This window comes from Nocardioides gansuensis (assembly GCF_003076135.1).
In the GTDB taxonomy this organism is placed as follows: Bacteria; Actinomycetota; Actinomycetes; order Propionibacteriales; family Nocardioidaceae; genus Nocardioides; species Nocardioides gansuensis.
Genome location: NZ_QDGZ01000008.1, coordinates 70392 through 84733 on the forward strand (window position 1 = coordinate 70392; position 14342 = coordinate 84733).

Below are 14342 nucleotides of genomic sequence, written 5' to 3' on the forward strand. Positions count from 1 at the left end.
GCTGTGGCCCGGCGCCACCACGGATGTGGAGGACCCGTCGTTTTGCAGGCACCTCACCGCATCCCGTAGTCTTGCCCTTCGGCGTGTTCGAGCGCGCCGTTCCCGCGCGCCGGCGTGACGGCGCACCCCATCCCGGCAACGGGATGCGCGTGTGCCCGCGCCCAGCGGCAGGCCCGACAGTTTTCACAGACAGAAGTTCAGCAGTTCCGACGAGGAGGAGTCGCCGTGTACGCGATCGTGCGCAGTGGCAGCAAGCAGCAGAAGGTTGCCGTGGGCGACGTCATCGAGATCGACCGCGTTGCCGACGCGACCGAGGGCGACTCCGTCACCCTTCCCGTCGTGATGGTCGTCGATGGCGAGACCGTGACCGCGACCGGGCTGGACAAGGCTGCCGTCAAGGCCGAGGTCGTCGGCTCCACCAAGGGCCCGAAGATCGTCATCCAGAAGTACAAGAACAAGACCGGTTACAAGAAGCGCCAGGGTCACCGCCAGAAGTACACCCAGGTCAAGGTCACTGACATCTCCCTCTGAGCGCGCGCTCGGAAATCCCGAAGGACTGAATCCATGGCTCACAAGAAGGGTGCCGCGAGCACCAAGAACGGTCGTGACTCCAACGCGCAGCGCCTCGGCGTGAAGCGCTTCGGCGGCCAGGTCGTCAACGCCGGCGAGATCATCGTCCGCCAGCGCGGCACGCACTTCCACCCCGGTGCGGGCGTGGGCCGTGGCGGCGACGACACCCTGTTCGCGCTGATCGCGGGCGCGGTCGAGTTCGGCACCAAGCGCGGCCGCAAGGTCGTCAACATCGTCCCGGGCGAGTGACGCCTCGTCACTGACACCGGCACTCGGAGGGCGTCCCTAGACTCGGGGACGCCCTCCTTGCATTTCTCCGGCGGCATCGTGCCGCCGCCTTTCGAGAGGAACCCCCGATGGCTGTCCCCACGTTCGTCGACCAGGTGACGCTGCACGTCACCGCGGGGCGCGGCGGCAACGGCGTGGCGTCGGTGCACCGGGAGAAGTTCAAGCCCCTCGGCGGGCCGGACGGCGGCAACGGGGGCCCCGGCGGCTCCGTGATCCTGCGCGTCGACCCCGACGTCACCACCCTGATCGACTACCACCACAGCCCGAAGCGGCGAGCCGAGCACGGAGGCCACGGCGCCGGCGCCCACCGCAACGGCGGCCACGGCGCCGACCTGGTGCTGCCGGTCCCGGACGGCACGCTGGTCAAGGACATGGCCGGCAACGTGCTGGCCGACATGGTCGGCGCCGGCACCGAGCTCGTCGTCGCGACGGGCGGCCGCGGCGGCCTCGGCAACGCCGCTCTGGCGAGCTCCAAGCGCAAGGCACCGGGCTTCGCCCTCCTGGGCGAGCCCGGCGACGAGCTGGACATCCGCCTCGAGCTCAAGGTCGTCGCCGACATCGGGCTGGTCGGCTTCCCCAGTGCCGGCAAGTCGTCGCTGATCGCGGCGGTCAGCCGGGCCCGGCCCAAGATCGCCGACTACCCGTTCACCACGCTGGTGCCCAACCTGGGCGTCGTCCGCGCGGGCGACACCACCTTCACCGTGGCCGACGTGCCCGGGCTGATCGAGGGCGCGGCCGAGGGCCGCGGCCTGGGCCACGACTTCCTGCGCCACATCGAGCGCTGCGCGGCGCTGGTGCACGTGATCGACACCGCCACCATCGAGCCGGGCCGCAACCCGATCGACGACCTGGAGGTCATCGAGGACGAGCTGCGCCGCTACGGCGGGCTCGAGGACCGCCCGCGCCTGGTCGCGCTCAACAAGATCGACGTCCCGGACGGCAGCGAGATCGCCGACATGGTCGTCGACGACCTCCGCGCCCGCGGCCTGCGGGTCTTCCCCGTCTCGGCTGCCAGCGGCGCCGGGCTGCGCGAGCTCACCTTCGCGATGGCCGAGATCGTCCAGCGCTCGCGCGCCGACCGGCCGGTCGTCGAGGCCACCCGCATCGTGCTCCGGCCGCGGGCCCTCGACGGCGGAGGCGACTTCTCGGTGGAGGAGAGCCCCGAGGGGTGGCGCGTGCGCGGCGAGAAGCCCGAGCGCTGGGTGCGCCAGACCGACTTCAGCAACGACGAGGCCGTCGGCTTCCTCGCCGACCGGCTCAACCGCCTCGGCGTCGAGGACCGGCTGGTCAAGCTCGGCGCCCAGGAGGGCGACACGGTCCTCATCGGGCCCGACACCAACGCGGTCGTCTTCGACTTCAAGCCCGGCATCGAGGCCGGCGCCGAGATGCTCGGCCGCCGTGGCGAGGACCAGCGCTTCGACGAGTCGCGACCGGCCGCCCGCCGGCGCCGTGAGATCGACGAGGCGATGGACGACCGCGCCGAGGGTGAGACCCGCGCCGACGTGGCCCGGCGGCTCGACCGCGACAAGACGGGCGGGCGCCGCACCGGCAGCTCCGGTGTCGGGCCGATGGCCTACGAGATCGGCTCCTCCGACGACCCCGACTGGGACGGCCAGGAGTGAGCGCTCGCCCGCGGGCGGACCTGCTGGAGCACGCCCGGCGCATCGTGGTGAAGGTCGGCTCGTCGTCGCTGACGACGGCCGAGGGCGGCATCGACCCGGCTCGCGTGCGCCAGCTCGTCGAGGTGCTCGCGGCGACCGCGGGCAGGGGCGCGGAGGTCGTCCTGGTCTCCTCGGGTGCCATCGCGGCCGGGCTCGCGCCGCTGGGCATGCGCCGGCGCCCGAAGGCGCTCGCGGCGCAGCAGGCGGCGGCCAGCGTCGGCCAGGGCCTGCTGGCCCACCGCTACCAGGAGGAGTTCGCCCGGCACGGCCTGGTGACCGGGCAGGTCCTCCTGACCGTCGACGACGTCACCCGGCGCTCCCACTACCGCAACGCCTACGCGACCTTCGCCAAGCTGCTCGAGCTCGGCGTCATCCCGATCGTCAACGAGAACGACACCGTCGCGACCTCCGAGATCCGCTTCGGCGACAACGACCGGCTGGCCGCGCTCGTCGCCCACCTGGTGCACGCCGACCTGCTGGTGCTGCTCTCCGACGTCGACGGCCTGTACGACGGTCCGCCGACGCGGCCGGGCAGCCGACTGCTGCCCGAGGTGCGCTCGGGCGCCGACCTCGCGCACGTGGTCGTCGGCGCCGCAGGAGCGGCCGGCGTGGGCACGGGCGGCATGACCACCAAGCTGGAGGCGGCCCGGATCGCCACGGGCGCCGGCATCCCCGTCGTCCTCACCGCCGCCGACCGGGCAGCGGCGGCGCTGGCCGGGGGAGACGTCGGCACGCTGTTCCACCCGACCGGCAAGCGCCGGCCCACCCGCCTGCTGTGGCTGGCGCACGCCACCGAGCCGAAGGGGGCGCTGCACCTCGACGCCGGCGCCGTCCGCGCGGTCGTCGAGCGTCGTGCCTCCCTCCTCCCGGCCGGGGTGACAGGAGTCACCGGCTCGTTCGTGGGAGGCGACCCCGTCGACCTCGTCGACCCGGCCGGCGTCCCGGTCGCGCGCGGCCTGGTCAACTTCGACGCCGAGGAGCTGCCGTCGCTGCTCGGCCGCTCCACCCGCGACCTCAAGGCCGAGCTGGGAGTCGGCTACGAGCGCGAGGTGGTGCACCGCGACGACCTCGTGCTGCTGTGACCGAGACGATGGCGGACCCCGCGGCCGGCCCGCGTAGTCTTGACCGGTCATGACCGCCTACCTCGACCACGCTGCGACGACGCCGATGCTGCGCGTCGCGATCGAGGCCATGAGCGCCCACCTCGCGATCGTCGGCAACGCCAGCTCGCTGCACGCCTCGGGCCGCCTGGCGCGCAGGGTCGTGGAGGAGTCGCGCGAGACCATCGCGCGGGCGCTGGGCTGCCGGCCGGGCGACGTCGTGTTCACCTCCGGTGGCACGGAGTCCGACAACCTCGCGCTCAAGGGCATCTTCTGGTCGCGCCACGCGGAGGACCCGCGCCGCACCCGCATCCTGTCGACCGAGGTCGAGCACCACGCCGTGCTCGACCCCCTGCAGTGGCTCGCCGACCACGGCGCCGAGGTCGAGCTGCTGCCGGTCGACGACCGCTGCGTGCTCGACGTCGAGGCGCTGCGGGCGGCCGTCGAGCGCGACCCCACGTCCGTGGCGCTGATCAGCGTGATGTGGGCCAACAACGAGGTCGGCTCGCTCCAGCCGCTGCAGGACGTCGTGGCTCTGGCGGCCGAGCACGGCATCCCGGTGCACACCGACGCGGTCCAGGCCGTCGGGGCCTCACCCGTGGACTTCGCGGCGGCCGGCGTCGACGCCCTCACGTTCACCGGACACAAGCTCGGCGGCCCCTACGGCGTCGGCGCCCTCGTCGTACGCCGCGACCTCGAGGTCGCCGCGCTGCTGCACGGCGGCGGACAGGAGCGCGGCATCCGCAGTGGCACGCTCGACGTGCCCGCCATCGCCGGCCTCGCGGCGGCGGTCGAGGAGGCCGTGAAGCGGCAGCCCGAGCACGCCGAGCGCGTCGCGGCGCTGCGCGACGACCTGGTCCGACGTGTCACCGAGGCGGTCCCCGACGCCCACCTGCATGGAGCGCCGGCCGGGCCCGGCCGGCTGCCCGGCAACGCCCACATCGGCTTCCCGGGCTGCGAGGGCGACTCGCTGCTCATGCTCCTCGACGCCCGCGGCATCGAGTGCTCCACCGGCTCCGCCTGCTCCGCCGGGGTGCCGCAGCCGTCCCACGTGCTGCTCGCCATGGGCTGCGACGCCGACCAGGCCCGCCACTCGCTGCGGTTCTCGCTCGGGCACACCTCCACCCGGGCCGACGTCGACGCGGTCGTGGAGGCGATCGGCCCGGTGGTGGAGCGGGCGCGCGCCGCCAGGGCCCGCTGATGCGAGTCCTCGCGGCCATGTCCGGCGGGGTCGACTCCGCCGTCGCGGCCGCTCGCGCTGCCGAGGCCCGGCACGACGTGACCGGCATCCACCTCGCGCTCTCGCGCAACCCGCAGTCCTACCGCACCGGTGCCCGCGGCTGCTGCACGATCGAGGACGCCAACGACGCCCGCCGGGCCGCCGACGTGATCGGCATCCCGTTCTACGTCTGGGACCTCTCCGACCGCTTCCACGAGGACGTCGTGGAGGACTTCATGGACGAGTACGCCGCCGGCCGCACCCCCAACCCCTGCCTGCGCTGCAACGAGAAGATCAAGTTCGCCGCCGTCCTCGACCGGGCGCTCGCGCTGGGCTTCGACGCGGTCGCCACCGGCCACTACGCCCAGCTGCACACCGGCGCAGACGGGCTGATCGAGCTGCACCGCGCCGCCGACCACGGCAAGGACCAGTCCTACGTGCTCGGCGTCCTCACCCAGGAGCAGCTCGCCCACTCGATGTTCCCGCTCGGCGACACCACCAAGGACGTCGTACGCCGCGAGGCCGCGCAGCGCGGCCTGCTGGTCGCCGACAAGCCGGACTCCCACGACATCTGCTTCGTCGCCGACGGCGACAACGCGGGCTGGCTGCGGGAGAAGCTCGGCGACCGCGCGCCCAACCACGGCGGGGCGATCGTCGACGACGCGACCGGCGAGGTGGTCGGCAGCCACGAGGGCACGTTCGGCTTCACCATCGGCCAGCGCCGCGGGCTCCGGCTCGGGGTGCCGGCTCCCGACGGGAAGCCGCGCTACGTCCTCGACATCGAGCCGGTGACCGGCACGGTCACCGTCGGGCCTCGCGAGGGACTGCGGGTCGACCGGGTGACCGGCATCAGGCCGCGCTGGTGCGGCACCGTGCCGACCCGGCTGGCCGGGCCCGGCGTCACGGTGCAGCTGCGCGCGCACGGCCGCGAGCATCCCGCCGCCGTGCGGGTCGAGGGCGAGCGCGTCGAGATCGAGCTGCTCGAGCCGGCCGAGGGCATCGCGCCCGGCCAGGCCGCCGTGATCTACGACGGCACCCGGGTCGTCGGCTCGGCCACCATCAGCGCGACGGGCCGCGCATGAGCCTCTCGACGGGCATCGGCTCGTTCCCGGGCGACGACGACCGGGCGTACGCCGAGGCGGTGCGCGTCGTCCTCGGCGAGCTGCCGGACCTCCCTCACGTGCCGGAGCTGCCCGGCCGCGGCGCGATCGCCACGATGACCGGCCGGGCCCTGGCCGTCGTCGACGGCGTCACGGCGGACCTGCAGCCGGCCGGCTGGCGGCTCACCGACACGAGCGGCATCGACCACCGCCGGGCCCGCTCCCTCCTCGCCCAGGACCTCGACCAGGTCGAGGAGCAGGCGCAGGAACACCGGGGCGCGTTCAAGACCCAGGTCGCCGGCCCGTGGACCCTCGCGGCGACCGTGGAGAAGCCCCGCGGCGACAAGGTGCTGTCCGACCACGGTGCACGGCGCGAGCTCGCTCAGGCGCTCGCCGAGGGCGTGCGCGGCCATGTCGCCGACCTGCGTCGCCGGCTGCCCGGCGTCGACCGGCTGGTGGTGCAGGTCGACGAGCCGGCGCTCGCGGCCGTGCTCGACGGCAAGGTGCCGACGGCGTCCGGCTTCGGCCGGCACCGCACGGTCGACCTGCCCGAGGCCTCCGCGGCGCTGGAGTGGGTGCTCGCCGCGATCACCGAGTCGGGCGCCGAGCCATGGGTGCACTCGTGCGCGCCGCGCAGCCGCTGGTCGCTGGTGCGCGGCGCCGGCGCGGTCGGGCTGAGCGCCGACCTGGCGGTGCTCGACGCGGGGGACCTCGACGCCTTCGCCGCAGCCGTGGAGGATGGCGGCACGATCGCGCTCGGGCTCGTGCCGACCAGCGAGGCGGACCTCACCGACGCGGTGCTGGTGGAGCGCGTCCTGCGCTGGCTCGACATGCTCGGGCTCGACCCCGCCGAGGTGGGGGAGCGGCTCGTCGTCACGCCCACCTGCGGGCTCGCCGGCGCGTCCGCCGTCTGGGCTCGGCGGGCCCTGGAGCTCTCCCGTGAGGCGGCGCTCCGGCTGGGGTGACCCTCGGGGTGCCAGGAGCGTCCTGGTCGCGGAGCGAGGAGCGCCGGGACGGAGTCGTCAGCCGACGTGGACGCCCTCGGGCGCCTCGGTGGCCAGCTCCTCGTGCCTGACGCCGAGGCCGAGCCAGACGATGGCGGAGGACGCCACCATCATCAGCGAGCCGACGAGGAACGCCATCGTCGCTCCCTCGGTGAAGGCGCCGAGGCTGGCGAGCCGGTCGACGAGCGCGGTGAAGTCGGCCGACGGCATTCCCCGGTCGAGCCCCGCCTGCTGCGCAGCCGCCGCGAGGCCGGGGGCGATCTCGTCGGCCCGGCCCGAGGCGAAGTGGAGCGACACGGTGCTCAGGGTGGCCAGCCCGAGCGCGCCGCCCACCTGCTGCATGGTGTTGAGGACGCCCGAGCCGATGCCCGTGTCCCCCGCGCGGAGGTGGTGCACGGCCACCAGGGTCAGCGGCACGAAATTGAGGCCCATGCCGAACGCCATCAGCACGATGAACGGCAGCACCTGGGTCCAGTAGTTGACGTCCGAGCCGAGCGCGATGCCCTGCCCGCCCAGCGACTGGGGGATCGTCGCGAGGATCGAGGCGGGGTCCTCCGGGACGGTGATCCGGTGGAAGCCGTAGAGGGCGACCGCGGAGAGCAGGGTGCCGACGCCGGACAGGTACCGCGGGTCGACCTTGCTGATCAGCTTGGAGGCCGTGGTCGCCGAGATGATCATCGCGATCGAGAACGGCAGGAAGGCGAAACCGGTCTGGAGCGGCGAGTAGCCCACCACCAGCTGGATGAGCAGGCTGAGGAAGAAGAACATCGCGAACATCGCCGCCGGCACGATCATCATCACGGCGAAGGCGACGGCCCGGTTGCGGTTGGCGAACACGCGGAACGGCAGCAGCGGGTGCTCGACCCGCGACTCGATGAGCATGAAGATGCCGAGCAGCGCCGCGCCCACGACCAGGCTGGTGATCGTCCACTGGTCGCCCCAGCCGTAGCGCTCGTCGCCCGCGCGGGAGAGGCCGTAGACGATGCCGAGCAGGCCGAAGGTGCCGGTGATCGCGCCGGGGACGTCCAGCTCTCCCGAGTGGCGCTGGGACTCGGTGAAGAACTTCGGCGCGAAGAACGCAGCGGCGAGGCCGATCGGCACGACGATCAGGAAGGTGTAGCGCCAGCCGCTGATGCCGAGCGGCTCGTCGAGGCCGGTGAGCCAGCCGCCGAGGATGAGGCCCACGGCCGCGCCGATGCCGGCCATCGCGGCGTACACCGCGAAGGCGCGGTTGCGTTCCCTGCCTGCGGGGAACGTCGTGGTGATCAGGGCCAGCGCGGCGGGGGAGGCGAGGGCCGCGCCCAGGCCCTGGAAGCCCCGGGACCCGAGCAGCATGGCCTCGTTCTGCGCGATGCCACCCACCAGGGAGGCGACCGCGAAGATCACGACTCCGGTCATGAAGATGAGCCGGCGGCCGTAGAGGTCGGCCAGGCGGCCGCCGAGGAGCAGCAGGCCACCGAAGGTGAGGGCGTAGCCGGTCACGATCCAGGAGAGGTTGGCCTGCTCGATGTCGAGCTCCGCGCCGATGAAGGGCAGGGCGATGTTGGCGATGGTGCTGTCGAGCACCACCATGAGCTGGGCCAGGGAGATCAGCACGAGTGCCCAGCGCAGGCGCCGGTGCTCCTCGGGCGTGACCTCGACGGGGACGTCGACGGTCTGGGCCATGGGTGGGCCCTCCTTCTCGATCAGGTGGGTGGGGTCAGGAGCGGGTGGATCCGTGCGTGAGCGCCGGCAGGATGATCTGGTCGATCACGCGGACGACGAGCTCGGGGGTGGCCTTGTCGCCGAGGATGAAGACGCGGTGGAGCACGATGCCCGCGAGGGCGGGCGAGAGCAGGTCGAGGTCGGCGTCCGCGGAGATCTCGCCACGGTCCCGGGCGCGCTCGAGGACCGTGCGCGAGGCGGCCAGCTTGGGACCGACGTAGTCGCGCCGCCAGGCGGCCGCGAACTCCTGGTCGGTGGCCATGGCAGTCAGCACAGCACCCAGCACCGACAGTCCCTGGGCGTTGCCGAAGCCGCCCAGCCCGCAGTGGAGCGCGATCAGGTCGTCGCGCACGTTGCCGGTGTCCGGCAGGGAGTGCTCGCTCTTCTGCGAGCAGATCGCGTCCATCACCAGGGCCTGCTTGGAGGACCACCGGCGGTAGAGGGTCGCCTTGCCCGCCCGGGCGGCCGAGGCGACGGCGTCCATCGTCAGCCGGTCGTAGCCGACCTCCGCGAGCACCGCGAGGGTGGCGTCGAGGACCTCCGCCTCCCGTTCTCCCTCGATGCGCGGACGGCTGCCCGTGGTCTCGTGGGCGTGCTCCGGCATGGGCGGTCCTCCAGACATGGGATGGAACGAGACAGTTTCGTTTCAAGTACGACGGTACGCCGTGGTGCCGGATGGAACAACTCCGTTCCATCCTTCTGTTCCCGAGGCGCCGCCGGAGTGTCGGCGCGGCCGGGCAGACTAGGCCCATGAGCACGTCCGAGCCGCCTGCTGTCGCGCCTGCCCCCGCCGATGCCCGAGACCGCCACCAGGAGCTCACCCAGCTCGTCGAGGACGCGCGCTGGCGCTACTACGTGCTGGACGACCCGACGCTCTCGGACGCCGACTTCGACACCGCCATGCGGGAGCTCGAGGCCCTCGAGGAGGCCCATCCCGAGCTGCGCACGCCGGACTCGCCGACCCAGACCGTCGGCGGAGCCGTGTCCACCGACTTCACGGCGGTCGACCACCTGCAGCGGATGGAGAGCCTGGACAACGCGTTCTCGTTCGACGAGCTGACGGCGTGGCACTCCCGGCTCCAGCGCGACGGCATCCACGACCCCGCCCTGCTGTGCGAGCTCAAGGTCGACGGCCTGGCCATCAACCTCCTCTACGAGGAGGGTCGCCTCGTCCGCGCGCTCACCCGCGGCGACGGCCGCACCGGTGAGGACGTCACTCCCAACGTCAAGACCATCGACTCCGTGCCCCACCGCCTCACCGGCACAGAGGAGTTCCCGGTGCCGCGGCTGGTCGAGGTCCGCGGTGAGGTCTTCCTGCCGGCCGTGGCGTTCGAGCGCCTCAACGCGTCGATGGCCGATGCCGGCAAGCCGCTCTTCGCAAACCCACGCAACGCGGCCGCGGGCTCGCTGCGCCAGAAGGACCCGCGCGTCACCGCCACCCGGGCCCTGGGCATGGTCTGCCATGGGCTGGGCGCGCGCGAGGGCTTCGAGCCGGTCGCGCAGAGCGCGGCCTACGCCGCGATGCGGGCGTGGGGGCTGCCCACGTCCGACCGGGTCCGCGTCGTGGAGGGCCTGGACCTGGTGCGCGACTACATCGAGCACTACGGCGAGCACCGCCACGACGTCGAGCACGAGATCGACGGGGTCGTCGTGAAGGTCGACTCCGTGGCGCTCCAGCGACGCCTCGGGTCGACGAGCCGGGCGCCCCGGTGGGCGATCGCCTTCAAGTACCCGCCCGAGGAGGTCAACGCCCGGCTGCTGGCCATCGAGGTGGGCGTGGGCCGCACGGGCCGCGCGACGCCGTACGGCGTGATGGAGCCGACCCGCGTGGCCGGCTCGACCGTCGAGCGGGCGACCCTCCACAACGCCCACGAGGTGCGGCGCAAGGACGTCCGGCCCGGCGACACGGTGATCCTCCGCAAGGCGGGCGACGTGATCCCCGAGATCCTCGGCCCGGTGCTGGCGCTGCGGCCCGAGGGGCTGCCGGAGTGGGAGATGCCCACCGAGTGCCCCGCGTGCGGCACGACCCTGGCCCAGCAGAAGGCGGGCGACAAGGACCTGCGGTGCCCCAACCACGAGGCCTGTCCGGCCCAGGTGCGCGAGCGTGTCTTCCACGTCGCGGGGCGTGGGGCCTTCGACATCGAGGGGCTCGGCTACGAGGCGGCCGACGCGCTGCTCGCCTCGGGTGTCATCGAGAACGAGGGCGACGTCTTCGACCTCGACGAGGCCGGCCTGCTGCGCACCGACCTCTTCACCCGGGCGGCGAAGAAGGCCGAGGTCGAGGCAGGCGCCGGCCCGCGCGTGCTCAACGCCAACGGCCAGCGGCTGCTCGCCAACCTCGACAAGGCCAAGCAGGTGCCCCTCTGGCGGGTGCTGGTCGCGCTGTCGATCCGGCACGTCGGTCCCACCGCCGCTCGCGCGCTGGCGCAGGAGTTCGGGTCGATGGAGGCGATCCGGGCGGCATCGGAGGAGCAGCTCGCCGCCGCCGAGGGCGTCGGTCCGACGATCGCCGAGGCAGTCGTCGAGTGGTTCACCGTCGACTGGCACGCCGAGGTGGTCCGCTCGTGGACCGAGGCAGGCGTGCGGATGGCCGACGAACGCGACGAGTCCGTGCCGCGCACCCTCGAGGGGCTGACCGTCGTGGTCACCGGGTCGCTCGTCGACTTCTCCCGCGACTCCGCCAAGGAGGCGATCCTGTCGCGCGGCGGCAAGGCCGCCGGCTCGGTGTCGAAGAAGACCGACTACGTCGTGGTCGGCGAGAACGCCGGGTCGAAGGCCGACAAGGCCGAGCAGCTGGGGGTGCAGGTCCTCGACGAGGACGGGTTCAAGAAGCTGCTGGAGGCCGGGCCGGCCGCGCTCGGCTGAATCCGCCCCGATCAGGTGTCATCCCCGGTCGCGGGGGTACCGGACTCGACCACCAAGAGACCACCAGGAAAGGAGTCCGGCATGACCACCGCACGCGAGATCATGACGCCTGGCGCGGAGTGCATCCAGAGCACCGACACCCTCGCCGATGCCGCCCGGAAGATGCGCGACCTCGACGTCGGCGCGCTGCCCATCTGCGGCGAGGACAACCGCCTCCAGGGCATCCTCACCGACCGCGACATCGTGGTGAAGTGCATCGCCGAGGACGGCGACCCCACCAGCACCACGGCAGGCGAGCTGGCCGAGGGCAAGCCGGTGACCATCCAGGCCGACGCCGACCTGGACGAGGCGCTGGCAGCGATGAGCCAGTCCGACGTACGCCGGCTGCCGGTGATCGATGAGGACCACCAGCTCGTCGGCATGCTCAGCCAGGCCGACCTGGCCAAGCACCTCCCCGACGACAAGGTCGGGATGCTGGTCGGCAACATCTCCTCCGCTCCGCCCAACAACTAGAGCGAGGTCGCGGGGTTTGGGGGCGGCTCCGGTGGGCAGGATCGGGCGGTAGGCCACGCACGCACCCGGGAGACAACTCATGCGCCTCACCACCGCAGCCGCCCTCGTCCTCGCCACCGCCCCGGTCCTGGTCCAGGCCCCGGCCGGCGCGGCCGCGCCCACCTGCTTCGGCCAGAAGGCCACGATCGTCGGCAACGCGAAGGCCAACGAGATCCACGGCACGCCACGCAGGGACGTGATCGCGGCGGGCGCCGGCAACGACGTCATCCGAGGCCTGGACGGCGACGACCTGATCTGCGGCGGCGAGGGCGCTGACCGCATCAGCGGCGGGGGCGGCAACGACCAGCTGGCGGGCGACCTCGACGCCTACGCCGCCGACAGTCTGGGGCGCTTCCACAAGACCGGGGACATCCTGCTTGCCGGCTCCGGCGACGACGTCCTCCACCCGGGCTACGACGCCCGTCCCACGACCGGCGGCATCGTCGCCGAGCCCGACCGGGTCTCCTACGTCGACGCCCCCGCCCCGGCGTACGTCGACCTGCGCCTCGGTCTCGCGACCGTGCAGGCAGACGGCAACGACCAGATCGTCGTCACCGCCGGCACCGCGCTCGGCTTCGTCGGCACGCCCTACAACGACGTCATCCACGGCACGTGGAAGGACGACCGGCTGTGGGGGATGGGCGGCGACGACCAGGTCTTCGGGCACGACGGCGACGACCGGATCCAGACCGACGGCGACGGCTCGGCCGGGGCCGACCTCGTCGACGGCGGTGCCGGGGCCGACTCGATCCGCTCCGCCGCCGGCTACGACACGATCGCCGGAGGCAGCGGCGCCGACAGCATCGCGTCGACGTCGGTCAACCGCCTCGCGATCACCGGTGGCCGGGGCCGCGACGTGGTCTCGCTGCCGGTGCCCGCGGAGGCCGGCTTCAAGGTGATCGGCGGCAGTGCGCCCGACCGGCTGGTCCTCAACCCCTATCCGGACCCGGCGTTCACGCCCACCGTGCGGATCGACCAGAAGAAGGGCGTCACCTCGATCAGCCGCCTCCAGGCGGTCACCTTCACCGGCAAGTTCCAGAACTTCACCGAGGTCTCCCTGCCGTCGCGCACCAAGACCATCTACAAGGGCTCCAACAAGGGCGACATCGTCACCGCGTCCCCCGACACGGCCGCGGTGATCAAGGGGCGCGCCGGCGCCGACGTGCTGACCGGCTCCAACCTGAAGGACACCCTCGTGGGCGGCAAGGGCTTCGACATCGGCCTCGGCAAGAACGGCAAGGACCGCTGCTTCAAGATCGAGAAGCGGCACAGCTGCTGAGGCACCGCCGCCTGCGGCCGGCTCAGCGCAGCTTCGCCAGCACCAGGTCGGCCACGGCCCGCTGCTCCGCGGCGAAGGGGTGGTACGGCGTGGCGCGGCCGGGGTCGTTCGTGACGCCGTTGACCCACGGGTCGGCCGAGCAGACGTCGTGGCCGCGGCTGGCGCGCCACACGTCGACGTACTCGGCATCGGTGCGGTCGGCTGCTTGGCTCAGCGCCCGGTCGAGCCGCCTGATCACGGCGTCGACGTAGCGGTAGTCGCCCGCGGCCAGCGGCAGCTCCGGGCAGGTGCCCCGGCTGGGGGCGACCTTCGGGTAGCCGACCACGAGCACCTGGGCGTCCGGTGAACGGGCCTCGATCTCCTCGATGGCGGCGACGACGAGGCCGCGAGTCGTCGCAGCCGCCTGGAACAGGACGTCCCGGCCGTCCGGGCGCATGGCCTGTCGACAGGGTGCGCCGCCGGGGTCCGCCGACCGGAGTGCGGGGCAGTGGAGCACCAGTGTCCCGAACAGGCTGCCGTCGTTGCCGCCGATGCCGAGCGTGACCACGTCGGTCTCCGGAGTCAGCGCGTCGAGCTGGGGCGGGATCCCCTCGACCTGGCTGGCGGTGAGGTGCGCCGTGCTGGCGCCGATGCAGCTGCGATCGACGTAGTTCGCCCGCAGCTCGCGCGCGACCAGGGCCGGATAGTTGCCGGTCGAGCGGTGGCAGCCCCCAGCGGGGACCGGCGCGGGCACCCCGGGGGCCGCGGTGAAGGAGTCGCCCAGGGCGACGTAGTGCAGCACGGGTGCGGGACGGGGGTCGGCCGTCCCTTCGTCGTCGCCGAGCCACGCGGCCGTGGCGAGGATCGCAATGAGGACGACCCCCACGACGCCGGCGGCGAGCGCGATGATGCGGCTGCCCTTCATGCGATCTCCTTCCCGGCGGCCTGCTCCGACCCTAGGCACCCGCCGGCGACCGCGCCTCCGACCCGGACCGCGCCCGTTTCCCGACGCGCGCACCGG

13 protein-coding genes are annotated in these 14342 nt (G+C 73.0%); 10 read left to right on the top strand and 3 right to left on the bottom strand.

The features are described 5' to 3' along the window. The first annotated feature begins 225 nt into the window (after window positions 1-225). The 7 genes from rplU to DDE18_RS18000 all read left to right on the top strand — a co-directional run bounded on the left by rplU (window position 226) and on the right by DDE18_RS18000 (window position 6903). On the top strand, window positions 226-531 hold the full coding sequence (gene rplU / locus DDE18_RS17970; RefSeq protein ID WP_116573659.1) for a 50S ribosomal protein L21: 306 nt from the start codon (window positions 226-228) through the stop codon (window positions 529-531). Window positions 532-564: 33 nt separating this feature from the next. Then, window positions 565-819: a 50S ribosomal protein L27 gene (rpmA, locus tag DDE18_RS17975; RefSeq protein WP_116573660.1), complete on the top strand. Its 255-nt coding sequence runs from the start codon at window positions 565-567 to the stop codon at window positions 817-819. Window positions 820-926: 107 nt separating this feature from the next. Beyond that, a complete protein-coding gene (obgE, locus tag DDE18_RS17980; RefSeq protein WP_116573661.1) occupies window positions 927-2480 on the top strand; it encodes a GTPase ObgE in 1554 nt (517 codons plus the stop codon). After that, the gene (gene proB, locus DDE18_RS17985; RefSeq protein ID WP_170313296.1) at window positions 2477-3601 is read left to right on the top strand and encodes a glutamate 5-kinase; all 1125 of its coding nucleotides are present in this window, start codon (window positions 2477-2479) and stop codon (window positions 3599-3601) included. The genes obgE and proB overlap by 4 nt, the downstream gene beginning before the upstream one ends. Window positions 3602-3650: 49 nt before the next feature. After that, window positions 3651-4820, top strand: a complete 1170-nt coding sequence (locus tag DDE18_RS17990) for a cysteine desulfurase family protein (protein ID WP_116573663.1) — start codon at window positions 3651-3653, stop codon at window positions 4818-4820. Further along, window positions 4820-5920: a tRNA 2-thiouridine(34) synthase MnmA gene (mnmA, locus tag DDE18_RS17995; RefSeq protein WP_116573664.1), complete on the top strand. Its 1101-nt coding sequence runs from the start codon at window positions 4820-4822 to the stop codon at window positions 5918-5920. Before DDE18_RS17990 ends, mnmA begins: the two co-directional genes overlap by 1 nt. Then, window positions 5917-6903, top strand: coding sequence for a uroporphyrinogen decarboxylase/cobalamine-independent methonine synthase family protein (locus DDE18_RS18000; RefSeq protein WP_116573665.1), 987 nt, complete (start codon window positions 5917-5919; stop codon window positions 6901-6903). The genes mnmA and DDE18_RS18000 overlap by 4 nt, the downstream gene beginning before the upstream one ends. A 57-nt stretch (window positions 6904-6960) precedes the next feature. Here DDE18_RS18000 and DDE18_RS18005 read toward each other — a convergent pair whose 3' ends face one another. Next, window positions 6961-8607, bottom strand: a complete 1647-nt coding sequence (locus tag DDE18_RS18005; RefSeq protein ID WP_116573666.1) for an MFS transporter — start codon at window positions 8605-8607, stop codon at window positions 6961-6963. A gap of 34 nt (window positions 8608-8641) precedes the next feature. After that, window positions 8642-9250, bottom strand: a complete 609-nt coding sequence (locus DDE18_RS18010) for a TetR/AcrR family transcriptional regulator (RefSeq protein ID WP_116573667.1) — start codon at window positions 9248-9250, stop codon at window positions 8642-8644. 146 nt (window positions 9251-9396) lie between these two features. On the opposite strand from DDE18_RS18010, the gene ligA reads away from it, so the two are divergent. The 3 genes from ligA to DDE18_RS18025 all read left to right on the top strand — a co-directional run bounded on the left by ligA (window position 9397) and on the right by DDE18_RS18025 (window position 13342). Then, window positions 9397-11511, top strand: coding sequence for an NAD-dependent DNA ligase LigA (ligA, locus tag DDE18_RS18015; protein ID WP_116573668.1), 2115 nt, complete (start codon window positions 9397-9399; stop codon window positions 11509-11511). Window positions 11512-11592: 81 nt separating this feature from the next. Further along, window positions 11593-12024: a CBS domain-containing protein gene (locus DDE18_RS18020; protein WP_116573669.1), complete on the top strand. Its 432-nt coding sequence runs from the start codon at window positions 11593-11595 to the stop codon at window positions 12022-12024. Window positions 12025-12103: 79 nt separating this feature from the next. Beyond that, the gene (locus tag DDE18_RS18025; RefSeq protein ID WP_116573670.1) at window positions 12104-13342 is read left to right on the top strand and encodes a calcium-binding protein; all 1239 of its coding nucleotides are present in this window, start codon (window positions 12104-12106) and stop codon (window positions 13340-13342) included. 22 nt (window positions 13343-13364) lie between these two features. Here DDE18_RS18025 and DDE18_RS23075 read toward each other — a convergent pair whose 3' ends face one another. Continuing rightward, window positions 13365-14246, bottom strand: coding sequence for an SGNH/GDSL hydrolase family protein (locus DDE18_RS23075; protein WP_165821222.1), 882 nt, complete (start codon window positions 14244-14246; stop codon window positions 13365-13367). Between the last annotated feature and the right edge of the window lie 96 nt (window positions 14247-14342).

Excerpts from the sequence above, each read along its gene's own strand:
- rpmA (WP_116573660.1), top strand. The coding sequence starts at position 565 with ATGGCTCACAAGAAGGGTGCCGCGAGCACCAAGAACGGTCGTGACTCC.
- obgE (WP_116573661.1), top strand. The coding sequence starts at position 927 with ATGGCTGTCCCCACGTTCGTCGACCAGGTGACGCTGCACGTCACCGCG.
- DDE18_RS17990 (WP_116573663.1), top strand. The coding sequence starts at position 3,651 with ATGACCGCCTACCTCGACCACGCTGCGACGACGCCGATGCTGCGCGTC.
- mnmA (WP_116573664.1), top strand. The coding sequence starts at position 4,820 with ATGCGAGTCCTCGCGGCCATGTCCGGCGGGGTCGACTCCGCCGTCGCG.
- DDE18_RS18000 (WP_116573665.1), top strand. The coding sequence starts at position 5,917 with ATGAGCCTCTCGACGGGCATCGGCTCGTTCCCGGGCGACGACGACCGG.
- DDE18_RS18005 (WP_116573666.1), bottom strand. The coding sequence starts at position 8,607 with ATGGCCCAGACCGTCGACGTCCCCGTCGAGGTCACGCCCGAGGAGCAC.
- DDE18_RS18010 (WP_116573667.1), bottom strand. The coding sequence starts at position 9,250 with ATGCCGGAGCACGCCCACGAGACCACGGGCAGCCGTCCGCGCATCGAG.
- ligA (WP_116573668.1), top strand. The coding sequence starts at position 9,397 with ATGAGCACGTCCGAGCCGCCTGCTGTCGCGCCTGCCCCCGCCGATGCC.
- DDE18_RS18020 (WP_116573669.1), top strand. The coding sequence starts at position 11,593 with ATGACCACCGCACGCGAGATCATGACGCCTGGCGCGGAGTGCATCCAG.
- DDE18_RS18025 (WP_116573670.1), top strand. The coding sequence starts at position 12,104 with ATGCGCCTCACCACCGCAGCCGCCCTCGTCCTCGCCACCGCCCCGGTC.
- DDE18_RS23075 (WP_165821222.1), bottom strand. The coding sequence starts at position 14,246 with ATGAAGGGCAGCCGCATCATCGCGCTCGCCGCCGGCGTCGTGGGGGTC.